At 47.0% G+C, this 23031-nt stretch carries 23 protein-coding genes, 1 tRNA gene and 1 riboswitch; of the genes, 9 read left to right on the top strand and 15 right to left on the bottom strand.

The genetic code is table 11. The features are described 5' to 3' along the window. Window positions 1-47: 47 nt before the first annotated feature. From AAIH57_RS28800 to AAIH57_RS28780, 5 genes are all read left to right on the top strand, one after another. Complete coding sequence (locus AAIH57_RS28800; RefSeq protein ID WP_430023834.1) at window positions 48-2039, top strand: M1 family metallopeptidase; 1992 nt, start codon at window positions 48-50, stop codon at window positions 2037-2039. A 10-nt stretch (window positions 2040-2049) separates the two neighbouring features. Next, on the top strand, window positions 2050-2892 hold the full coding sequence (locus tag AAIH57_RS28795; RefSeq protein ID WP_430023833.1) for a hypothetical protein: 843 nt from the start codon (window positions 2050-2052) through the stop codon (window positions 2890-2892). A 260-nt stretch (window positions 2893-3152) separates the two neighbouring features. Next, window positions 3153-3290, top strand: a riboswitch (cyclic di-AMP (ydaO/yuaA leader). A 3-nt stretch (window positions 3291-3293) separates the two neighbouring features. Next, window positions 3294-3764 carry a C40 family peptidase gene (locus AAIH57_RS28790; RefSeq protein ID WP_175394147.1) on the top strand — a complete coding sequence of 157 codons (471 nt, stop codon included), beginning with the start codon at window positions 3294-3296 and terminating at the stop codon, window positions 3762-3764. 315 nt (window positions 3765-4079) lie between these two features. After that, on the top strand, window positions 4080-4571 hold the full coding sequence (locus AAIH57_RS28785) for a GNAT family N-acetyltransferase (RefSeq protein WP_430023832.1): 492 nt from the start codon (window positions 4080-4082) through the stop codon (window positions 4569-4571). Window positions 4572-4723: 152 nt separating this feature from the next. After that, on the top strand, window positions 4724-5080 hold the full coding sequence (locus tag AAIH57_RS28780) for a c-type cytochrome (RefSeq protein ID WP_095293462.1): 357 nt from the start codon (window positions 4724-4726) through the stop codon (window positions 5078-5080). A 74-nt stretch (window positions 5081-5154) separates the two neighbouring features. On the opposite strand, the gene rbsK is transcribed toward AAIH57_RS28780, so the two are convergent. The 3 genes from rbsK to AAIH57_RS28765 all read right to left on the bottom strand — a co-directional run bounded on the left by rbsK (window position 5155) and on the right by AAIH57_RS28765 (window position 7033). Further along, a complete protein-coding gene (rbsK, locus tag AAIH57_RS28775; RefSeq protein ID WP_430023831.1) occupies window positions 5155-6138 on the bottom strand; it encodes a ribokinase in 984 nt (327 codons plus the stop codon). Between the two features lie 46 nt (window positions 6139-6184). Continuing rightward, window positions 6185-6481 carry a 4a-hydroxytetrahydrobiopterin dehydratase gene (locus AAIH57_RS28770; protein ID WP_175394144.1) on the bottom strand — a complete coding sequence of 99 codons (297 nt, stop codon included), beginning with the start codon at window positions 6479-6481 and terminating at the stop codon, window positions 6185-6187. 258 nt (window positions 6482-6739) lie between these two features. After that, complete coding sequence (locus AAIH57_RS28765; protein WP_430023842.1) at window positions 6740-7033, bottom strand: hypothetical protein; 294 nt, start codon at window positions 7031-7033, stop codon at window positions 6740-6742. Between the two features lie 235 nt (window positions 7034-7268). On the opposite strand from AAIH57_RS28765, the gene motA reads away from it, so the two are divergent. Beyond that, window positions 7269-8069 carry a flagellar motor stator protein MotA gene (gene motA, locus AAIH57_RS28760; protein WP_095362317.1) on the top strand — a complete coding sequence of 267 codons (801 nt, stop codon included), beginning with the start codon at window positions 7269-7271 and terminating at the stop codon, window positions 8067-8069. Beyond that, the gene (motB, locus tag AAIH57_RS28755) at window positions 8056-8871 is read left to right on the top strand and encodes a flagellar motor protein MotB (protein ID WP_430023830.1); all 816 of its coding nucleotides are present in this window, start codon (window positions 8056-8058) and stop codon (window positions 8869-8871) included. The genes motA and motB overlap by 14 nt, the downstream gene beginning before the upstream one ends. Window positions 8872-9009: 138 nt before the next feature. Here motB and rluF read toward each other — a convergent pair whose 3' ends face one another. Together rluF and AAIH57_RS28745 are read right to left on the bottom strand one after the other, a co-directional pair. Continuing rightward, entirely contained in the window at window positions 9010-9711 is a 702-nt protein-coding gene (gene rluF, locus AAIH57_RS28750; protein WP_430023829.1) for a 23S rRNA pseudouridine(2604) synthase RluF, read from the bottom strand. A gap of 18 nt (window positions 9712-9729) precedes the next feature. After that, window positions 9730-12069: an ATP-binding protein gene (locus AAIH57_RS28745; RefSeq protein WP_430023828.1), complete on the bottom strand. Its 2340-nt coding sequence runs from the start codon at window positions 12067-12069 to the stop codon at window positions 9730-9732. A gap of 330 nt (window positions 12070-12399) precedes the next feature. Between AAIH57_RS28745 and tadA the strand changes: the two genes are divergently transcribed. Further along, entirely contained in the window at window positions 12400-12900 is a 501-nt protein-coding gene (gene tadA, locus AAIH57_RS28740) for a tRNA adenosine(34) deaminase TadA (RefSeq protein ID WP_413037776.1), read from the top strand. Window positions 12901-12937: 37 nt separating this feature from the next. Continuing rightward, complete coding sequence (locus tag AAIH57_RS28735) at window positions 12938-13507, top strand: GNAT family N-acetyltransferase (protein ID WP_430023827.1); 570 nt, start codon at window positions 12938-12940, stop codon at window positions 13505-13507. A gap of 82 nt (window positions 13508-13589) precedes the next feature. Here AAIH57_RS28735 and AAIH57_RS28730 read toward each other — a convergent pair whose 3' ends face one another. The 10 genes from AAIH57_RS28730 to guaB all read right to left on the bottom strand — a co-directional run bounded on the left by AAIH57_RS28730 (window position 13590) and on the right by guaB (window position 22656). Then, window positions 13590-14684: a hypothetical protein gene (locus AAIH57_RS28730; protein WP_430023826.1), complete on the bottom strand. Its 1095-nt coding sequence runs from the start codon at window positions 14682-14684 to the stop codon at window positions 13590-13592. Between the two features lie 269 nt (window positions 14685-14953). After that, window positions 14954-15106: a small acid-soluble spore protein P gene (locus AAIH57_RS28725; RefSeq protein ID WP_095293452.1), complete on the bottom strand. Its 153-nt coding sequence runs from the start codon at window positions 15104-15106 to the stop codon at window positions 14954-14956. A gap of 22 nt (window positions 15107-15128) precedes the next feature. Beyond that, the gene (locus tag AAIH57_RS28720; RefSeq protein ID WP_175394137.1) at window positions 15129-15305 is read right to left on the bottom strand and encodes a hypothetical protein; all 177 of its coding nucleotides are present in this window, start codon (window positions 15303-15305) and stop codon (window positions 15129-15131) included. A 24-nt stretch (window positions 15306-15329) separates the two neighbouring features. After that, on the bottom strand, window positions 15330-15671 hold the full coding sequence (locus AAIH57_RS28715) for a hypothetical protein (RefSeq protein ID WP_175394136.1): 342 nt from the start codon (window positions 15669-15671) through the stop codon (window positions 15330-15332). Between the two features lie 189 nt (window positions 15672-15860). Then, window positions 15861-15949 (bottom strand) — tRNA-Ser (locus AAIH57_RS28710). Between the two features lie 148 nt (window positions 15950-16097). After that, window positions 16098-17381, bottom strand: coding sequence for a serine--tRNA ligase (gene serS / locus AAIH57_RS28705; protein WP_175394135.1), 1284 nt, complete (start codon window positions 17379-17381; stop codon window positions 16098-16100). Window positions 17382-17659: 278 nt separating this feature from the next. After that, window positions 17660-18250, bottom strand: coding sequence for a pyridoxal 5'-phosphate synthase glutaminase subunit PdxT (gene pdxT, locus AAIH57_RS28700; protein ID WP_430023825.1), 591 nt, complete (start codon window positions 18248-18250; stop codon window positions 17660-17662). A gap of 17 nt (window positions 18251-18267) precedes the next feature. After that, window positions 18268-19149: a pyridoxal 5'-phosphate synthase lyase subunit PdxS gene (gene pdxS / locus AAIH57_RS28695; protein ID WP_175394133.1), complete on the bottom strand. Its 882-nt coding sequence runs from the start codon at window positions 19147-19149 to the stop codon at window positions 18268-18270. Window positions 19150-19394: 245 nt separating this feature from the next. Then, window positions 19395-20783, bottom strand: a complete 1389-nt coding sequence (locus tag AAIH57_RS28690; protein ID WP_376768938.1) for a D-alanyl-D-alanine carboxypeptidase family protein — start codon at window positions 20781-20783, stop codon at window positions 19395-19397. Between the two features lie 415 nt (window positions 20784-21198). Continuing rightward, window positions 21199-22656: an IMP dehydrogenase gene (gene guaB / locus AAIH57_RS28685; protein WP_175394132.1), complete on the bottom strand. Its 1458-nt coding sequence runs from the start codon at window positions 22654-22656 to the stop codon at window positions 21199-21201. Between the last annotated feature and the right edge of the window lie 375 nt (window positions 22657-23031).

The raw sequence follows: 23031 nt of genomic DNA, 5'->3' as shown, positions 1-23031 counted from the left end.
CAAACATATACATGCTGTAGATGCTTGTCAACGGGAGGTATTTAACGATGATTCCACTACGCGCCAAGAGCTGGCTCACTGCATTCCTCGCCCTGTGTGTGTTTACCGGAGGCATATGGATCGCTCTGGGCTACACTCGCTCTACGACATCCGACTTGCCAACGCTCGCCCCGGAATTGGGCAAGCCTCCAGGAAAAGTCCAAACTCCGGCACCTCCAGAAAGCGTACAGACACCAACTGCTGAGGTATTCAGCAACCGCGTGGTGGAATATCACATGGATGTGAAGCTGGTGGACGGTAATGTACTGGAGGGAACGCAGACACTTACCTGGACTCATCCGGGGAAGAAAACAGTCAGCGAACTTTATTTTCACCTGTACCCCAACGCATTTTCTTCTTCCGACACGACATTTATGAAAGAATCTGGCGGAAAACTTCGCGGTGATGTGATGCCAACGGACGGCTACGGCTCCATGAACATTACAGAGATGAAAACGGAGGACGGGCTCTCTCTCCTCCATCGAATGCAGTATGTACAGCCGGATGACGGAAACATGAAAGACAAAACGCTCATTAAAGTCAGGCTGCCCAAACCTGTCAAGGGCGGAGAGAGCATTACACTTCACACCCGATTTGAGGTCAAGCTGCCCAAAATTTTTGCCCGCATGGGAACAGCCGAAGATTTTGTTATGGCAGGACAGTGGTTTCCCAAACTTAGTGTATACGAGCCCGCAGGCACGCGAGGACGTACAGTAGAGGGCTGGAATTTGCACCAGTATCATGGCAACTCCGAGTTTTATGCCGATTTTGGCATCTATAGTGTACGTATTCGGGTACCGGAAACATACAAAGTGGCCGCGACCGGATTTCCAACGAAGCAAGCCGTTGTTAAGAACGGCGAGAAGATCTATCAATTCTATGCTGACGATGTGCACGACTTTGCCTGGGCAGCCTCACCCGATTTTGTCTATGCTGAAGAGCCCTTCTCTGCTCCCAACGTTCCCGGTGTTCGAATCAAGCTTTATCTGGACCCTGCACACCAGGATCTGAAGGAACGTTACTTCTATGCGGCCAAGGCAGCACTCTCCAATTACAGCAAGTGGTTTGGTCCGTATCCGTACTCAACGCTATCCATTGTTGTTCCCCCAAAAACGAGTAATGGTGCAGGCGGTATGGAGTACCCTACCTTAGTTACGGCCTTCGGGGCCGACGAAGCGACACCAGGCTACGATCTGGAACGCACTGTTGTACATGAGATTGGCCATCAGTACTTTTACGGCATGGTTGCCAGCAATGAATTTGAAGAAGCCTGGTTGGACGAAGGGTTCACCTCCTATGCAGAAGACAAACTGATGGAGCAGGAATACGGACTTATTCCGAACCTTCCGGTTCAATCTGGTTTAATCACTTCTCCCGCCTCACTTACACAGGAATCCTGGAAGTTTGATTCCCAGAATCATTACGCAGCCAATGCCTACACTAGGGGCAAGCTCGTCCTGTTAGGCATCGAACAACAAGTGGGGACAAAAACGATGGAACGCATTCTATCGACTTATGTGAAAAAGTACCGGTTCAAACATCCCACGTCAGCCGATTTTCAAAAGGTCGTGGAACAAGTGACCCGTACGTCCTGGACTGAGTATTTTGATCAATACGTATATGGGGATGGCATGGCTGACTTCACTGTGGAGAACATCGAGATCAAGCCTGTGGAGAAAGACGGTCAGACGTTGTACGAGTCATCGGTTACATTATTGAAGAAAGGCAGCGACTACGAGAAGGTCCCCGTTCGTATTGTCTTTGAAGATGGACACATTGTCGCCAAGGAGTGGGATGGCAGTAATGGGAGAATTACCTACCGGTTAACTTATAGTTCACCTGTATCCTGGGCAATGATCGACCCTTTATATACCGTTGTGTTGGAGAATCGTCATATGAACAACTTTCTGAAGGCAGGGCTGGATGAACCAACCAAATTCCGCTGGAGCATGAGTGCAACCAAAATTATTGAAGCCATATTCGGAGGTCTGTCATGGTGAGGTGGAGACAGTGAAAGCAAAAATACGTGAGGGTTGGTTTCTCGTCCGTCAGCATATGTTCATTGCGGCACTCTTGTTTCTCTATCAACTGGTATGGGGTTATTTCATCTATAGGATGGTACATTCGGCTGTCGTTCCCTTGCTGCTGCGTTATCCGGACCCTGACGCTGGAGAGCTCAGTACGATTCTATTCAAAATGGAAAGCCAGCTCAGTCTGTCTACACATCCCGAGGTACATCGCTATCTCTGGATAATGGGAGCCATGCTGCTGCTTCGCATGCTGCTCACCCCCCTTATCCAGGCAGGGCTGATCTATTCGTTGCAGCACTTCAATCACACAGAGGAACGTATTCCATTTGTACGAGGGATCAAGGTATTATGGAAACCCATGATGCTGCTGCACTTCATTAAAACGTTATTATTGCTGCTGCCTGCATACTGGCTTGTCCCCAAGCTGTATGGCATCTTCCTGGATGGGTTCCACTCCCTGCAGCTGCTGCTGCCAGGCATTCCATACGTAGCGGGTTGGATCATTTATGGGTGGTTCATACATCATGCGTTGCTTTATATGCAGTTTGGTGTCTCCGCACCTGATGGACAGGGCGGGACACGAGGTACATTTCAGGCTCTGCTGCTTGCCCTGCGTCATATCATTTCTGTCATTGGCATTGCAGTGCTTTTGGGAGGACTCCATTTGCTCATCTTCGGTACCTTTACATCCGCTTCCTGGTTTTTAACCGGACTAATCGGGCTTATTCTGCAGCAGACGTACCCGCTTGCCAGATGTTTATTGGACCTGTGGAAAATATGTGCTCATTTCCGTCTGTGGCAGTCCAAGTCTTCCAAAGGTTAAAAAGTGTAATGAACCATTTGAAAATTGTTACCATCTTCATGTAAACTCGTGTCAATGATAACGCTTCACAAAAGCAAACCTCGACCTTTCCCCGTCAAAGGTCGAGGTTTTTTTTGCTAATTTTGCTGTTAAACGTTGCCAAAGCCTTGCTCCTCTGTTACAATAATCGCAGTGAGTTTTTAGTAACAACTTTGTAATCTTTACCTTATGAATTGTAACTACTTAAAATTAAATCGTCATTTCTTGATTTCGCAGGTGCACAACTAGCATAGCCAAATTCCTGGCACCTGGGAAGCGGGGGAACCAGTTATGGGTGAATTGATCTTGCTACAGAGGGATCATAGGGGACCTTCAACCGAATCCTTAAGCTAACCTCGCAGGCGTTGGAAGGGGTATATCTCTTGTTCAAAAAGAAATTAACCGCAGCTGTACTTAGCTTAACATTCGCACTATCGCTTGGAGCAGGCAGCGCGTTCGCAGATTCAAAAATGGATAAAGTAATTGATTCAGCAATGGGAACTACATACAAAAGCGGCGGAACAACGCTTAACGGCTTTGACTGCTCTGGATTCACACGGTATGTATTCGAAAAGCTGGGCATTGATTTGGCTCGCCAATCCAGCTCCCAATTCGACATGGGTGACTCGGTATCCCGCATGGACATGAGACCAGGCGACCTGGTATTCTTCAATACATCGGGTAAAGGGGTTTCACACGTAGGCATTTTCGTGGGGGAAGGGAAGTTTGCACACTCCTCGTCTTCCAAAGGGGTTACCATCAGTTCTTTGAGTGAGAACTACTGGGCTAACCGCTATGTTGGCGCTAAACGGATTATGAGCACGGACGCATATGAGTCACTGGCCCTCGACTAGGGACAAGCTGAGCAACATCATACTGTAACGAAGCATAAATCAACCGCCCGGTACATTCTCCGCAGGAATGTATCCGGCGGTTTTTTTGTGCTTGTTCGTCCATGCCCTTATGATGTTTTTACCCATCCTACTATAATATAAACGGAATTACCGGAACTTTTGTTTCAATTTTTTTCAATGAACGGAAACTTGCCAAATGCCCTCCTCTTTTGTAGAGTGAAATCATCAGGATTAAATATGGAATGACATATGCAGCAAAACCTTTATGAAATGAATTCAGGTGACCTGCACACCATGAGAGGAGCGTGCAGTGGTATGGATGAAGCTTCTGTAACGTTTCACGTTGTGCCGATGCAAGAAGAGCATGCAGAATTGATCTGCAGCTGGCAGTATGATCCGCCTTATAACATCTATAGCTGGCTGCCCTGGGAACAGATGAAGGCGCTTGAGGTTGAATTCGGCGATGAGCAGCTTCGAAAAGAGCAATATGCAGTTGTACTCGGAGAGCAGGATCAGCTCTGTGGATTCGCTCAATTCTTTCCGCTCGAAGGCGTAACGCGGATTGGGCTTGGCATGCATCCCGAACAGTGTGGACAAGGCCATGGTACTGCCTTCGTCTCTGCTATCGTGAAGGAAGCCATTCGGCGAAACCCTACCCATGAGATTGATCTTGAAGTGCTCACCTGGAATACGCGGGCCATTCGGGTTTACCTCAAGGCGGGATTTGTCACTCAGGACACATACGAACGACAGACACCGAGCGGTTTAATGCCTTTTTACTGCATGGTTTATGAAGGACCTCGTTAGCATTTTGGCCCGCCATGGACGGATTTTATATCCGGTTATGTGATTAGTTCAAAAAATTACCACAAAATGCTATGATGTCATAACAGGTTCCGTTATAATGATATGGACAGTTTCAGTTTAGATGATCTTTCATTCTGGAGGGGACATAACGGATGCACAAATGGATCATGAGCGGGGTATTTTTTGCAGCATGCGCATTGGCTATTGTATTAATGTTTACGCTTCCAGGGAAAGAGGAAGTGGCTGAAGAAGCGAAACCAACCATGCCCGAAGTGGCAATGGATGCCGGACAGGCCGAAGCACTGGTCAAAGCCAATTGTATCACGTGTCACGGAGATCAGCTTCAAGGTGGCGTAGGACCTGCTCTCGCAAACATCGGCAGCAAGGATGATGTGGAGAAGATCTACTCTACCATTATCAAAGGTAAAGGCGGCATGCCATCCTTCAAGGACAAACTGAAGGACGAGGAAATTGCCAATATTGCGATGTGGCTGGCTGAGAAGAAATAATGATAATTTGGATAAACAGCAAAGAGGCCCCTGCCTTCCCTTTCGGGAAAGTAAGGGCCTCTTTGTCATAGGGTTCAGCCTTTGGCAGCGTGTTCTGCCAAAAAGGCCTCGACTTCATGTGCAGACGGCATCCCGGACTGGGCGCCGAGCTTCGTCACGGATAACGCGGCCGCTCCCATGGCGTAGCCTACTGCCGCGTCCAGTGTTTCTCCGCGCGCGAGGGCGACCGCCAGCGCGCCGTTGAAGCAATCGCCAGCGCCGGTCGTATCGACGGCGCTTACGGCGTAGCCGGGTGCACGGCACGCGCCGGCACGCCCTGCCTGTACGCGGCCGCCTGGCGCCGCCGCGTACACAGCCCCCTCGGGGCCGAGCGTCGTGACGACAGCGGCCCCGAGCGATGCGGCGAGCTCTGCGACCGCCGCATCCACGTCTTCCGGCCGGAGATCATCCCGGCCGGTGAGCACGGCGAGCTCGCTGCGGTTCGGCGTGACCACGTCGACGCACCGCAGGAGCTCCTGGGGCAGACCCGGCACTGCTGGAGCCGGGTTGAGCACCACCAGTGCGCTGCCTTCTGCCGCCAGTTCGGCGGCGCGGGTAACCGCTGGCAGCGGGGTCTCAAGCTGCAGCAGCACCGCTGCGGCTGCAGTCAGGCTTTTTACCGTATCCGCCTCTTCCAGCATCTCCGGCACCACCTGCCCATTCGCACCAGGAATAACGATAATCCGATTATCTCCCTGGGAGAGCCAGATGGAGGCTGTACCGGTAACCGTATCTTCCAATACGCGAACCTGCGAGGCATCTGCCCCACTCTCGGTCAGACTGTGCAGCAGGCGTTCACCAAAAACATCCGAGCCCACCGCCCCAATCATGGTCGTCTGTCCCCCCAGACGTGCAGCAGCCACAGCCTGGTTGGCTCCCTTACCCCCTGCCAGGTAGTGAAGTTCTTCCCCGCTTACGGTTTCTCCCTCCTCTGGAATCGTATCGGTTTTCACCACGAGGTCCATATTGAGACTGCCGACAACCGCGATAAGAGGCTTATTCTGATTCGAGTCTGACATGTACGCTTCACTCATTTCTGGCAGCACAACATTAACCGACTTCCGGTTACGTCGTCCTCATTTTCTCAAACGTTTCGTTAAACTGCTCTGCTTCCTTAATATCTACAGATGTAATTCCACCCTCATCCCACGACGTGAGACGAAGGGTAACCGTTGTATAATCAATTGTAATAAAAGGATGATGATTGAATGCTTCCGAGATCGCGGCGACCTCATCCACGAATGCAATCCCCTTCATGTAGTTGGAAAATACGAACTTGCGGATAATCCACCGTCCCTCTTCCAGTTCCCAGCCTTCCAGCCTTCCCAGATGAGCTTCGACTTCCTCTTGCGTAAAAACCATACGTTATCTTCCTCCCCATAAGATGACACTAGGGTAGTATCTGTCCCCGTTCCTCATGTCATCGAAACCTTGGTGCTACCACAGTAACCCCAACCGTCATAGGTTAACCGCTCTGCGGCCCGCCCGTTTCATGACTATCATCTTACCACGTACACAACTCAAAATCCAATACTGCGAACCGGGTTAGAGCCAATACCCGTAAGGCTTCCAGGAGTTTCCCCTCTCCGTTTCCACGCTAAAACAGCCCTTGATTTCCCACTAGATTAGCGGTACAAATGTCAGTTCTTCTTCTCCAATCAAAATATGAATGCGGTGCTGTTCCTTGTCATGAATAACCACACCACTCCCTACAGGAATGACAGACTGAGTGCCCAGAGCATAGAACAAATCCTCTGCCAGAGCCTCATCCACCTCCAGCTGCTCATTTTCACCCAGGCGGCCCCACTCTTCCGCATCCATTTCAAAGAATACATACCGGTCCGGTATGCGGCCAATCGCCTGTGTCAAATCTGTCAATATTCCTTCATAATCCCGTCCATGCTTTACGCCCATTGGCTTTTTCACTCCTGTTTGGCCCCTAAAGAGCTGATTTGTTCTTATTATACCTGAAAATAACCCTTAAAAAAAAAGGCCTACTGGTCGATAAATACTATACATGACCGTTTTAACTGTTACAGCATTTCTATAAAATGCCAAAGGTTAAACGGATTGCGGCCAAACATTCGTCCGGAAGCCCGAATACAGCCGCTTGAAAGGATTCAATTTTATCTCATGGATGAGGTGTATGATGGAAATTTCAACGATTATCGGACTAGTTTTGGGGCTGGTTTCACTTGTACTCGGGATGTTCCTGAAGGGTGCTCCCCTGATCAATCTGGTTAACAACCCTGCAGCCTACGTTATTATCTTTGTTGGTACAGCAGCAACAATCTTCATGGCATTTCCAATGTCTGAAGTTAAGAAAATCCCCAAGCTTTTCGGGGTATTGTTCAAAAAACAGCAACTGATTGACCGTGTTTCCCTGATCGGCACATTTATGGATTGGGCTTCCACTACCCGTCGTGAAGGTTTGCTGGCACTTGAATCAAAAGTCGAAGAGATTGATGATCAATTCCTTCGCAGCGGTATGCGCATGATTATTGACGGCAACGACCAGGAATTTGTTAGTGATGTTTTGATGGAAGATATCCATGCCACTGAGGAACGTCACCGTGGTGGAGCATTAATCTTCGCACAAGCGGGGATGTACGCACCAACACTCGGGGTTCTCGGGGCCGTTGTAGGTCTGATTGCAGCCCTGGCTGACCTTAGTGATATGGAAAAACTGTCTCACGCTATTGCGGCTGCGTTTATCGCTACACTCCTTGGTATTTTTAGTGGTTACGTGTTGTGGCATCCCATGTCCAACAAGTTGAAGCGGATGTCCAAGAAAGAGATGGAGATCAAGCTGATGATGGTTGAAGGATTGTTATCCATTCAATCCGGTGTATCCACCATTGCCATCAACCAAAAATTATCTGTATTCCTGACACCTTCCGAACGTAGACAGCTGGAAGAGAAGGAGGGATCATCAGGTGAAAAAGGCTAAAAAACATGAGCCGCATGAAGAACATATAGACGAGAGCTGGCTGCTCCCGTATTCTGACTTGATGACACTGCTGCTTGCCCTGTTTATCACCCTGTTCTCCATGAGTTCACTCGATGCAGCCAAGTTTGAGCAGATGGCTTCGGCACTGAGCAGTGCGCTGAACGGTGGCGCAGGTGTACTGGATCATACATCCATGAACCCTACGGAAGCCACTACAGACCTGGGCAAAAACAAACAGGTGCCTGAAGAGATCACCAAAAACAAGTCTCAGATAACCGATGCACAGATGGCTCAAAAAGAGCAGGAAGATCTCGAAAAACTCAAGAAACAACTGGATCAATATATTGGCAAAAACGGGCTTTCCGACCAACTCAACACCAAGCTGAATCAGTCTGAACTGAAGATCACCATCAGTGATAATGCTCTGTTCTCTTCAGGCCGGGCAGATGTGAAGCCTGAATCACGCTCACTGGCGAAAGCCATATCCAACATGCTGCAGGAATTCCCGGAATATGAGGTGGTTGTATCTGGCCACACTGATAATATTCCCATTTCGAACAGCCAATATAAGGATAACTGGGATCTGAGTGCAGATCGCGCGCTGAACTTCCTTAAAATCCTGTTATTGAACGATGCACTCGATCCTGCGAAATTCACACCTAGCGGTTATGGAGAGTACCACCCGATCGCCAGCAACCAAACCAATGTCGGACGGGCACAGAACCGCCGTGTAGAGGTTTCGATCATCCGGAAGTACCAAAGTAACAATAAGGCTGTCAAAGCAGTCGATCAAGCAAACTAGAAGCTTATACGGTTCCATAGGTCGTTCTTCTCTAGGTTAGAGGAGAGCGACTTTTTTTGTATGCTCCGTTTGTTAAAATAAAAAAAGCTCTCCCTGCCCTTCAGCAAGGGAGGTAGAGCTTTGTAAGAAAATGAAATCTTACTCCAAAGTGTAGTCCAGCAGACTACCCAATTCCGATTTTTCTGCTGCTGTCAGTTCTCTCCATTTGCCTGAAGCCTGCTCACCAAGATGAATATTCATGATACGAACACGCTTCAGTTTGCGCACCTCATAACCAAATGCACTACACATCCTGCGAATCTGCCGGTTTTTCCCTTCGGTCAGTATAATGCGGAATACCCGCTCGGAGATCCTTGTAACGGTGCAGGGCAGCGTCATTTCACCAAGAATTTTGACACCTGTACTCATACCCTTCAGAAAACTCGGCGTGACCGGACGGTCTACTGTAACAATGTATTCCTTCTCGTGCCGTCCCTCTGCTCTGAGGATCCGATTAACGATATCCCCATCGTTAGTCATCAGAATAAGTCCTTCCGAATCCTTATCCAGTCGACCGATCGGAAAAATGCGCTCCTTGTGGCCTACAAAGTCAACAATATTCCCCTGAATATGCCGTTCGGTTGTGCTCGTTATGCCGACAGGTTTATTCAGTGCAATGTATACATGTTTTCTTTTTTCCTTAATGGGCTGACCACTGATGCGTACATCATCGCCTTCTTCTGCCTGACTGCCCAGTTCAGCGGTTGCACCATTAATGGTCACTTTCCCGCTCTCCACCAATTTGTCCGCTTCACGCCGGGAACAATAACCTGTTTCACTAATAAATTTATTAATACGCAAAAGGTAATCTCACCTCATCTAGTTCTCTTCGTCTTTAGGAGCATGATCCGCCTGATTCTCTCCCTCCACGCTCTCCGAAAGCTGTTTGGAAGCAGGAAGGTCAATGATAACGGTCGTGCCCTTGTTCATGACGCTTTTAATATCCATCATGCCCTTATGTGATTGAATGATGCGCTGACTGACCATTAAACCAAGCCCTGTCCCAGACTCCTTGTTGGTAAAGAACGGCTCGCCAAGCTTCGGCATCATCTCTTCCGGAATCCCAATGCCCTCATCCTTAATTTCAATCCGTACCCGGTTCAGCTCCTTGTCATGATGAAGCCGAATCCGAATGCTGCCTCCATCCGGCATGGCTTCCATACCGTTCTTGAGCAGATTGATAAACACCTGCTTCAGCTGATTCTCTTCACAGTGTACCATAGCTGAATCAGGTGACGCACTTAATACAAATTCCACCCCATGCAGATGCGCCTGACTATCCAGCAGGGAGATGACATCGCCAAGAATGAAGCGAATATCCCGTTCCTGGAAGTGAACAGCCTGCGGCTTGGCCAGAATCAGGAACTCTCCTACAATCAGATTGATGCGATCAAGCTCAGACAACATCAAATCGAGATGACGATGATTAAGCTTGTTCGTCTCTTGCTGAAGCTGTAGGAAGCCGCGCAGCGTCGTAAGCGGATTACGGATCTCATGCGCAACACCTGCAGCCAGTTGGCCTACGGTTGTCAGCTTCTCTGAGCGGCGAAGCAGCTCTTCCATACGGTTGCGGCTTGTGATGTCCCTGGATACGCTGATCAGTGCTGTAATTTCGCCCAATTCGTCTCGTACGGGTGCGGTGCTGACACTAACCTCAACCCGTGTGCCATCTTTTTTCATCCAAACGGTTTCATTAGAGGTGATGGACAGCCCTTCGACTAACTGAGCATGCTGTTCCTTCATTTCCTCTTCTGCTTCAGGCGGGATAATCTTCAGCTTGCGGTTTTCAACTTCACGGCTCCGCCAGCCATATAACTGCTCGAACGCCCGGTTTACCCGCAGCACCTTTCCATCAAGATCCGTAATATGAATGGCATCTGCGGTCTGATTAATGATGGATTCCAGATGTTCTTTGACAGCCCTGTTCTCTTCATACATCTGTTTCAGCCGGTTGGTATAGTGACCCAGATTGCGAATCATGGCATTAATCCGATTGGCCAGTTGACCCAGTTCATCCTTCCTTCTCACTTTCAGACGGAAGTCGAAGTGTCCATCGGCCACATCATTGACCTTGCCCAGAATGGACTGAATCGGACGTGTGATGTATCCTGCTAGCAAATAGCTGCCAAAGATGACGATTTCCAGCAGTACCAGTGATATGGATGCATGGCTGACCAATTGTTCGGATACCATGGAGGATATTTGTTTATAGTCCATGACAATACTGATCACATAGGACGCTTCATTTGGAGTAAAAATAGGTATAAAACTTTTTAACACCTTCTGATCATGCGTCTCACTGACAAAAGAAACGTTCTGCCCGGTACGGATGGCCCTCACCACCGCACGGTGGTCTTCAGCTGCTGTACCATACTGGTAAGTACCAAAACGAATCGGTCTATTATTCAACTTGCTGTAATTGCTATCCCTTCCATCGTCGCTCATGTTTGGACTGCCAAAGGTCAATGGATTGATACCTGTTATCTCCAAAATGGAAGGATTCACTTCACGAATCTTGGTCAAAATCTCATCCGGACCAGAGATCTTTACATAGCCATCAACTTCAGCATTATTATAGAAGGGATTGATTATGTAGTTCCTCTTCCCATCATGATAATAACCCCAGATATCAATATCCGATGGACTGGATGTAGAGTACTCGAAGCCATCGGACCAAAAATGGTCCAATTTCTGTCCCTCGGTGATGGTAACTTGATGTTTTTCGAACAATTGCTTAAATGCCTGATACCAATACGTCATCTTCTTTGTGGATAAACCGACTTCCCGTGGATCTGAAGAACGGGTTACAACGATATCATCCTCTGTTTGCTCCATGAGAGAGATATGCGATACCCCAACTTTTTTGCTCAAGCGTACGAGTTCTTCATTTGTGATATTATTAATATCCGGGTCCAATTCTTCTGCAGCCATGACTGAAGCAAGCCATAGATTATTTCCAATCTGGCGTTTTACATAATCCAAACTATTTTGATTTTGTTCGACAGAAATTGCAATCTGTTTGGCCGTGAGGACCATTTTAGTTTCGCTGTCCTGTCTAAGATTTTCCTCTGTAGTATAATAACTCAGCGCGATATTCAGAACCAGAATAACAAGCACCGAGCACGACATAATCATGGATAATTTCGTTTTAATAGACAACTTTTTTTGTTCACCTCTCGGCTTGTACCCTCTGGCGATATATGGCAAAACCTATCTCCATCATAACGGTTGTGTGGGGTTTTGAAAAGGATAAATGCCCCTAGTCCAAAAGTTACCGCTTGGCTGAAAAGCGCGAATTTCATTGTTTTTTGTCTTTTCCGTGCCTACAATGAGATTAATCACTAAAATTATACACAAATCCACAGGCTTGTGGATAGTATGTTCATAACTATGTGAGCAACTCGGCAGTTATCCACAGACTTACGCACATCATGTTAACAAACGAATATCTGTTCGCTGAATAAATGCTTTGGAAGGAGCTTCACTGTAATGAACGAACACTCAACTACGCTTGATCTCTCTCATCTTTCGGAGGAATCACAGCACGAATTTTGGATGCGGGAAGCGATTGCTGAGGCTTATAAGGCTGAGGCGCTCGGAGAGGTACCTATTGGAGCTGTAATTGTGCAAAACAATCAGATCATCGGGCGAGGATATAATTTGCGTGAAACCACTCTCGATTCCACAGCTCATGCGGAGATGGTCGCAATTCGCCAGGCGAGCGAAACGATTGGAGCATGGCGTCTGCTTGACTGCAGTCTGTATGTCACACTGGAGCCATGTCCGATGTGCGCAGGAGCAATCGTGCAGTCCCGAGTGCCCCGCGTCATATATGGCACCGCCGATCCCAAGGCAGGATGTGCCGGGACCCTAATGAATCTGCTGCAGGAACCCCGGTTCAACCATCGTACCGAAGTGATCCCTGATGTCCTCCAGCCTGAATGCTCCACTATGCTGACTCAATTTTTCCGTCGTTTACGCAAAAAGTAATATCTATATTCCCACTCTTGAAAGGACGTGCATAACGATGGCCTTGACACTATATGATACCCCGAACGGGATTAGCCTTCGGCTGCTCACGATCGATGATACACAAGCCTACCTTGACTTGATTCTGGTCACCCGCATTCCCTATCAAGCTGTAGAGCCTCTTCGGGATGATGAGTACTATACGCTGAATGCTCAAAGAAGACGGATTGAAGATAGATTAAAAGCGGCAGAAGAAGGAAGCGGTTATCAATTTGGAATTTACACCATTACGGATGACATTCTGATTGGACAAGTTAGTCTAAACAACGTTTCATACGGTGTTGCCAATTATGCCGATATGGGCTACTTTATCCATCCTGACTATCAAGGCGGTGGACGGATGACTGCCGCTGTTAAACTGGCTGTAGGCTATGCCTTCCGTGCCCTGAAGCTGAACCGTGTTCAGGCAGCCATCCTGCCCTCCAACACCGGTTCCATGCGTGTGCTGGAGAAGAACGGCTTTCAAGCGGAAGGAATCGCTCGTAAATATTTGAAAATTAACGGAAGCTATCAGGATCACCGGATTTATGCTGTCCTTGCTGAGGACTTATCTGAATTACTGCAATGACAGCTTTACACGTTAAAACAACAAAAAGCCGCCCGACTTAATGTCGAAGCGGCTTTTTTCTTACTCATTGTTAACGGTGAACTTAGTATCCGTAGGAAGTGTTCATCAGTTCCTCGAACTTTTCCATAGTTATCACGTTTTCACCTGTAGGGATATTGATTTTGAAAGCTGCCTTCTCATTGATTTTCGTGTAAGTGTTGGAACCGGTGAAGGCCAACTTCACTTCATCTTTGGTATCCACTGGTTTGATCAGCAGATCAGCAGCAATCTTTTGATACACTGGGAAGTCTTGCTTATCCAATGCGAAATCGATGTTGAACATGTTGATTGTCAAAATGTCTTTCAACTGATCCAGATCCTTCGACATTTCAGCCTGATCTGCTTCAGTGATATTCAGATCCTCTTTGGCTTGATCAATATCAGCTTGATCCATTTGCAGCATATCGCGATATTCTTCCTTGGACAAGATATCCAGCACTTTAGGCATTGCTTTAGTCACCAGTACAGTAATTGCTTCTTTTACGTTGTCATTGTTAACGGAGAACTGCACGACCTGTTTGGCATCTACACCTTCTGGAAGCTGTGCATCCTTAACATCTACGTTTTTGAAGAATTTATCCTGGTCATATTCACTCAGAACAGCGTCCATAACTTCGTTACTCAGCTTTTGTGTTTTGGCTGCGTCCATAGCGTCAGGATTCCATTCGGTACCCTCTTGCTCAGCCAGTTCTTTCAGATCAAGCTCCAGGAATTTGCCAACCACTGTCTCCGGAATTGGGAAGAACGGAATGCTCGGTACTTTCACATAAAGCTTCTCTGCTGTCATCACCATAGGAATGGTGAATGTCATACCCATATCACCCTTGAGCTCAAGGCTAACTGTCATTTCTGTTTGCATTGGCTCGCTTTGGTAAACGCCCGTTACGTTAAATTGGGCATCCTTCAGCATGCTCATAAACTGTGTCATTGTTGGATCTTGTTGTGACTCGTCTGCAGGTTTATAGCTCAATTCATTAATTGTAAAATTGGAACTCATCTCATACGAAGTCAGTTTAGAAGCATTGGCTGCGGCCGTCTTCAGTGCCTCTTTTGGTTCTTGTTTGCTGCTACATGCTGTCAATGCCAAGGATACGGTTAACAGCAACGTAAGAAGCAGCGCCCCCATACGTTTAGTCATTTGTTTCTCTCCTCTCGTGATAACCCCAAAAAAGTAATTCAACATCAATGATATACCATTTATTCTGAAACGGAAACACGATTTGGGAAATTTGTGATCTTTCCACTCTAAAATGGCTACAAAGACCTATGTTAGCTTTACATATCCTCAACCACTGGTCTCTACCTATGTATGAATACGCAAAAACCCCCTGTTAGGTAACAGGGGGGTTTTGTATAGAAGAAGAAGTATATGTTTCTCAAACTTTAAGTGACACCTTGTTCATTCTCTTATCCTTGAGGGTTGTTATGATCCACATGATTCTGATTTTTGACTTTTTTGGATCCGGACAACGGTTCCTGTCCAGATGAATGCTTTTCCGGGCGCCGATGTTGTTCAGCAGCTTGAACTTCAGGTACTGGTATCGCTTTGGGTTTGCTCATGCAGTTACCCCCTCTTCATGTATTAGGAATGGGATGGATCCATATCTTCCGTTTTGTCATGATTCAGCGAATCCTGATGACGACGATCATTTGTATCCTGCTGAATCTGCTGCGCATGATGGCTATTTACGGCCGGCTGTTCCAGATCAGCGACAACATTCTGCAAGTTTTTGTCAATCCCGGCTTTGCCTTTGCTCACTCCGATTCACTCCTTCAATTCGGTCTATGGTCTTGTCTTGGACTGCAACGACTGGGCACATTCATGAATATGCCGTGTATAATCTTGAGCCAGTTCCTGAATGGGTTCTGTACGCTCATCTGTCGTTTGTCCATCCCGTTCCACATCAATCAGCTGTACACTGACCTCACGGGAGTCCACATACGCACATTTGAAATCGAATGAGTACATTTGGTGCCCTGCAGTCGCGATATGAATCCGAATTGCCTTCTGATCAGCTTCATCTGCCATCACCTGAGCCTGATCCCCGACATTCAGGACTTCAGGCAAACGTTCCTGCCACGCGCCTACAAGCTCTGTCTGATCTATGTTTAACTCGCGGTTCATCTAACCACCTCCACTCCTATAAAATGCGGCGAAAAAGATGTTTTTATACATTCGAAGGAGCTCAAATAGCTGAGTATAGATATCATAACTGATCCATTCTCATCGTATGTACTCTCGCTGCAGGTCAGAAAATGCAGACGCAAAAAAGGACCCGAGCTTAACGCTCGAATCCTTGTTATAAGTGTAGTATGGCGGAGAGGGTGGGATTCGAACCCACGTGGGCTTGCACCCTAACGGTTTTCAAGACCGCCCCGTTATGACCGCTTCGGTACCTCTCCAGAAAATGAAGTTTTATAAACTTGCCACGAAATAGATTATACCACATTCTCAGAGTAAAAAGCAAGCCTTTCTACAAAATAACCCGTCATCAAATGAATGACGGGCTGATTTGTTTTATTCTAAGGATAGAACCGTACTCTTCTTATGTTAAGAACGACGTGCAATTACACTGATTCCGCCCATGTATGGACGCAGCGCTTCCGGAATAACTACCGTTCCGTCTTCCTGTTGATAATTCTCCAAAATGGCAGCTACTGTGCGTCCAACTGCCAATCCAGATCCGTTCAGCGTATGAACAAACTCAGGTTTAGCTTTTGGCTCTCTGCGGAAACGAATGTTGGCACGGCGTGCCTGGAAATCCTCACAGTTCGAGCAGGAAGAGATTTCACGATATGTATTGCTCTCTGGCAACCATACCTCAAGATCGTAGGTTTTGGCAGAAGTAAAGCCCATATCTGCTGTGCACAGCGTAAGAACGCGGTACGGCAGTTCCAGCAGCTGAAGCACACGCTCTGCATTTTGCGTCATTTTCTCCAATTCCTCGTAAGAAGTCTCGGGGGAAGACAGTTTGAGCAGCTCAACCTTGTTGAATTGGTGCTGACGGATCAATCCGCGTGTATCACGTCCAGCCGAACCGGCCTCGGAGCGGAAACATGAGCTGTATGCCACAAAGTGCTTAGGCAGATCTTCTGCATTCAGAATCTCTTCGCGATGGTAGTTCGTTACCGGAACTTCTGCCGTAGGAATCAGGTAATATTCAGTGTCCTTCAGCTTGAATAGATCCTCTTCGAACTTCGGCAATTGACCTGTTCCGAAAAGACTGTCACGGTTAACGATGTATGGAGGCAAAATCTCCTCGTATCCATGCTGATCACTGTGCAGATCCATCATGAAGTTAATCAGGGCACGCTCCAGACGTGCACCAAGCCCTTTATAGAACGTAAAACGGGAACCCGTTACTTTGGCAGCAGCTTCAAAATCAAGGATATCGAGATCCTGCGCGATTTCCCAGTGTGCTTTTGGAGTAAAAGCAAATGACTTGGGTTCTGACCAGCGGCGAATCTCCACATTATCGTCCTCAGACGCACCAACAGGTACACTCTCATTCGGGATGTTAGGGATTGCCATAGTTAAATCGTTAATCTTTGCTTCCAAATCACGGACTTCTTCGTCCATTGCTTTGATCCGATCGGATACTTCACGCATCTCAACAATCAATTCGTCTGCATTCTCACGATTCTTTTTAAGCTTGGCCACTTCACCCGATACCGTATTCCGGCGATTCTTCAGCGTTTCACTCTCTTGCAGCAATTCCCGACGCTTCGCATCCATCTCGGAAAATCCAGCAATGAGGTCGAGTGACTTACCCCGATTCGTTAACGCTTCTTCCACACGTGCATATTCATTCCGCAATATCTTCACATCTAGCATGACATATTCCTCCTAAATAACCACACAAAAACCATACAAATAAGCCTAAACCTACACACAGTCTTTGTGGAGTCCCGTATAACTTAATCTTAATCAAATTCTAAAATAAAAAAACAACCTATAGAACCCCGGTGACACCCTACGCTGCGATTCCCGCTTTGGAAGCAGATACGGGCAACATCAGGCATCCGACCAGATACAGCTCCCCATGCAGCCTTACAGGCTGCAGTAGGAAGTGATCCAATTTCACCGGGATATCATAGGTTGTATATCATACACTATTGGTTCTGGGCCGACTGCTTATACGTTTGGGCCATGTCAACGAAATAAGCATGCAGGCGATAATCATCGGTCAATTCAGGATGATAAGAGCAGGCTAGCAAGTGTCCTTGACGCGCAGTAACAATTTCACCTTTGTAAGTGGAAAGTACTTCAACCTTTTCCCCGACACTCTCGATCAAAGGCGCACGGATAAACACCGCTCTTACTGTTTCCTCAATCCCTTTGACAGGCAGATCCGTTTCAAAACTTTCTCTCTGGCGGCCAAATGCATTTCTGGATACCGTCATATCCATCAATTCCAAATGGGCCTCTTCCTGTCCCGTAATACGTTCTGCCATTACAATCAGGCCCGCACAGGTACCAAACACCGGTTTCCCCTTTGCAGCGAAGTCCCGAATGGCTTCCATGAACCCATATTTACGCATCAATTTGCCGATCGTGGTGCTCTCACCGCCAGGAAGGATCAGGCCGTCCAGCTCATCCAACTGTGCTACCTGTTTTACAGCCAGTCCCTCTGCTCCTGCCCGTTCAACACTGCGAATATGTTCGGTAACTGCACCCTGAAGTGCTAAAACACCAATCTTCATCTGCAATTCCCCTTCTCTTACCAGCCACGATCCTGCATACGTTCAGAAGCCGTAAGTTTGGAGATTTCGATACCTTTCATCGGTGTTCCAATGTTTTTGGACACTTCAGCAATCAGTTTGTAATCTGTGTAATGCGTCGTCGCTTCCACGATAGCACGTGCAAATTTCTCAGGGCTGTCCGATTTAAAGATCCCTGAGCCTACAAATACGCCATCTGCACCCAAGTGCATCATCAGGGCCGCATCTGCAGGAGTGGCTACTCCGCCAGCTGCAAAGTTCACGACAGGCAGTTTTCCATTTTCATGTACATCAAGGAGCAGCTCATAAGCAACGCCAAGGTTTTTAGCTTCTGCATACAGCTCGTCCTTAGACATGTTGGTTACTTTACGAATCTGGCTGTTGATAAAACGCATGTGACGTACTGCTTCTACGATATTTCCCGTTCCCGGTTCACCTTTGGTACGAATCATGGAAGCTCCTTCACCGATCCGGCGCAATGCTTCTCCCAAGTCTTTGGCACCACATACAAATGGTACAGTGAATTCGTGCTTATCGATATGGAATACTTCATCCGCTGGAGTCAGTACTTCACTCTCATCCAAATAGTCGACACCGAGTGATTCAAGCACTTTTGCTTCAACATAATGACCAATCCGTGCTTTTGCCATTACCGGAATCGATACAACTTTCATCACTTCTTCAACAATTGTCGGATCAGCCATACGAGCTACTCCGCCTGCTGCACGAATATCAGAAGGAACACGTTCCAAAGCCATAACAGCTGTTGCACCTGCTGCTTCAGCGATTTTAGCTTGCTCGGCATTCATGACGTCCATAATGACGCCGCCTTTTTGCATTTCAGCCATACCTCTTTTAACGCGTGATGTTCCTGTTTCCATATTCCATGCCCCCCGTAATGTATGTGCCGTTCCTTCCCTTATATAAAGCGAATAATCCGCTGTAATGGGTAGAAGAACATTAGACTTTTCAACTGATTCATACGTAGAATTCTAACTTGATATTTTACCGGAAAATTTGTAAATATACAATGCATTCAGTCGGAATTAATTGCATATTGTCTGTTGTAAGCGATACAAATAGCAAAACACTGTATTTCTATGCCGAAATACTAAACTATAGACGATTAGAACAGGTTTTTAATGCCATCAAACAGATCAACGAAGAAATCCTTGACAGCACGGAAGAACAGACGGAACCAGCCGCCTTTTTCAGCCTCTTCTGCGGTAATCAGGTTTACTGTTTTCTCTTGAGGCTCCATGCCGTCGGCCTTATAGGTATAAGTAACCGTTCCGACTTTTGTTCCTGCTTTAATTGGAGCAACCAGCTTGTCTGCTTCTGTAACGTTGGCTTTGAAAGTGACATCCAGGTTTTCAGTGCCTTTGGGAACAACAAAGCTTACCGCATTATCGGTTACGACAGGCACATTCGTTTCTTTACCTTTTTTCAGAGGGACAGTTTCCCAGCCAGTCACTTTGGTTTTGCCAGCGACCGCTTGCTTCACTTCGAAGTTGTTATAACCATAATCCAAAACTTTCTTCGTTTCTCTGAAACGTGCCGGCTCTGAATCGGTACCCATGACCACACTGATCAAACGCATGCCATCACGCTCAGCTGTACCAGTAAAGTTATTTCCTGCATTCGTGGTATGGCCTGTTTTCATCCCGTCCAGACCTTCATAGGCATAGCTTTTGAAATTGGTTATATTTTTATTCGCTTCCAACATCCAGTTGTAGTTGATAATTGGATCTTTATCATTGGGACGGAATTTGTAAGATTGTATAGTTGTAAAATCTTTGTAGTCCGGGTGATCCTGAATGATGTATCTGCACAGAATCGCTGCGTCCAATGCTGACATGACCGTTTCTTTATCTTCGGCTGGACGGAAGTCCGCAGGCATATCAGCACGATCCAGACCTGAGGAGTTTATGAAGTATGTATCCTTCATCCCCATCCGTTTCGCCTCTTCATTCATCATTTTGACAAAGTCTTCCTCAGACCCAGCCACATGTTCAGCCAAAGCTACCGTAGCATCGTTTGCCGATCCTACAGCCATCGCAATATACAGTTCTTTAACTGTATGCTGATCGCCTTCTGCCAGGAAAATACGTGAACCTATGCTCTCTGCAGCATTTCTTTTGACTGTGACTACATCATCCCAGCTTAATTTTCCTTGTTTCACCTGCTCAGCGACAATATACTCGGTCATCATCTTCGTCATGCTGGCAGGCGGCATGGCTTTATCTGCATTCACATTGAGCAAAATCTGGCCTGTTGAAGCCTCCATCAGCACCGCAGATCTAACTTCAAGTCCAAGTGAATCGACAGAAGGGACTTGCACTGCTTTCTCTGCCTTCGTCGTTGTTGCCGCAGCTGTCAGTACCTGACCTGAATCATTCGCCGCAGCCATAACTGGCATTACTGCAGACATGCACAGCATATTTACCAGCATAACCGAGGCTACGCTTTTTTTGAGCATTTGGCGTTTCTTTTTATTCATTTGTTTGGCTTTCAATGATGAATACTCCCTTCGTTCCGAAGCATAACTTAATGCCCCAGTGCAGCTAGAGCTGCGATTTTCTTGATCCCTAACGGGTGTAGAAGATGTTGTGAGATGTGTCATTTATGCGCTGTATCGAAAGAGCAATATCATTGCTCCAGAAATTCATTATCGATTGTCACTTAGTTAGCATTACGCGAATGCTTATGTAAAAGGACGTCCGCGCTTCTTTACCGCTGGGCAGCCTTTTGTTCCCAACATACCATATAAAGCAATATTCATAGATTCACGTCAAAAAGCCGCCGCAACGCCCTAATCCGTTAAAGGATCGTCACCGCTTTTTCTATTCTATCACAGGGGTATCCGCAAAAAAAGACAGACCCGGCGAAAATCGCCAAGCCTGTCCTGGGAATAATTAACTCTCTTCGGATTACAACGAGTAGTTAGGTGCTTCTTTAGTAATTTGTACATCATGCGGATGACTTTCGCGAAGTCCCGCACCTGTAATACGGATAAAGCCTGTATCGTTGCGAAGCTGCTCAAGGTTGCTTGTTCCGCAATATCCCATACCCGAGCGCAGGCCACCGATCAGTTGGTGAATGGTATCAGACAATGGACCTTTGTAAGCTACACGGCCCTCGATGCCTTCCGGAACCAGCTTCTTGTCATCGTCCTGGAAGTAACGATCTTTACTGCCTTGTTTCATCGCAGCCATTGAACCCATACCGCGGTACACTTTATAGCTTCGTCCTTGGAAGATTTCAGTTTCTCCCGGGCTTTCTGCGGTACCTGCAAACAGGCTTCCCAGCATAACTGCATGTGCTCCTGCAGCCAGTGCCTTAGTAATTTCACCTGAGTATTTGATCCCGCCATCGGCGATGATCGGAACTCCGTATTCACGTGCTACCGTCGCACAATCGTAAACAGCAGTGACTTGAGGTACACCTATACCCGCAATAACGCGCGTTGTACAAATGGAACCTGGACCAATACCGACTTTGACAACAGATGCGCCGGCCTCGATCAGATCGCGAGTAGCATCACCCGTAGCAACGTTACCTGCAATGATAGTCAAATTCGGGAAACGCTCCCGAAGTTGACGAACCGCTTCAATGATGTTGATGTGGTGTCCATGAGCCGAGTCAACGGTGATCAGGTCTACACCAGCTTGTACGAGTGCATCCGCACGTTCAAATGTATCTTTGGAGATACCAATTGCTGCACCAACCAGCAGGCGCCCCTGAGCATCTTTGGCTGCATTAGGGAATTGAATGGCTTTTTCAATATCTTTAATCGTGATGAGGCCTTTCAGCGTATTGGACTCATCCACTAATGGAAGTTTCTCAATTTTGTGCTTTTGGAGAATCCCTTCTGCTTCTTGCAGGGTTGTACCTACAGGAGCAGTAACCAGATTTTCGCGAGTCATGACTTCACTGATTTTAATACCGTAGTCATGGATAAAACGCAAATCTCGGTTTGTCAAAATACCAACGAGCTTCTGATCACCTTCAACAATCGGTACACCGGAGATCCGGTATTTTGCCATAACTTCTTCTGCATCGGATACCAGGTGTTCAGCAGTCAGTGAGAACGGATTGGTAATAACACCACTCTCCGAGCGTTTAACCCGGTCCACTTCTTCTGCCTGCTGCTCAACAGACATATTTTTGTGGATGATACCAATACCACCTTCACGGGCAATGGCAATAGCCAATGTTGCTTCAGTAACAGTATCCATACCCGCACTGATCAAAGGAATATTCAGCTTTACGCTGTCGCTCAAACGAACAGATACATCCACTTCTTTTGGCAGTGTCTCGGATTTCCGTGGCACCAGCAATACATCGTCAAAGGTTAAACCTTCCTTACCAAACTTATCTTCCCACACGCAGGTGTTCCTCCTTATGTTTGCTCAGCTTTACGGTCCAAAACCCGAAGATCTCAGGCAGTATTTATGCCGAAAATACGTTTTCTGAAAAATTTATTATTGCCATCTTAGCAAAGCGATATTTAGACTGTCAAGGAAAAGTCCCTGGTTATATCAGGTGTACTGTCTCATGCATACAACTGTATCTCTTGTGCGGACAAGCATCGAATATAACAAAAACACCATGCTCTTTAAAATGGTGTTTACTCTAAAAACTTCTATAATTTTGTTTCAACGAACTTCCACAAATTAGTGCCTGAACAAATAAAAACCACCACCGAATATCATCGGCAGTGGTTCTTTGCTTGGCAACGTCCTACTCTCCCAGGACCCTTC

It is taken from the genome of Paenibacillus sp. MABNR03 (assembly GCF_050455445.1).
In the GTDB taxonomy this organism is placed as follows: Bacteria; Bacillota; Bacilli; order Paenibacillales; family Paenibacillaceae; genus Paenibacillus; species Paenibacillus xylanilyticus.
The sequence above is the reverse complement of the archived record's forward strand: the minus strand, read 5'-3'. Positions and strand labels throughout refer to the sequence as shown.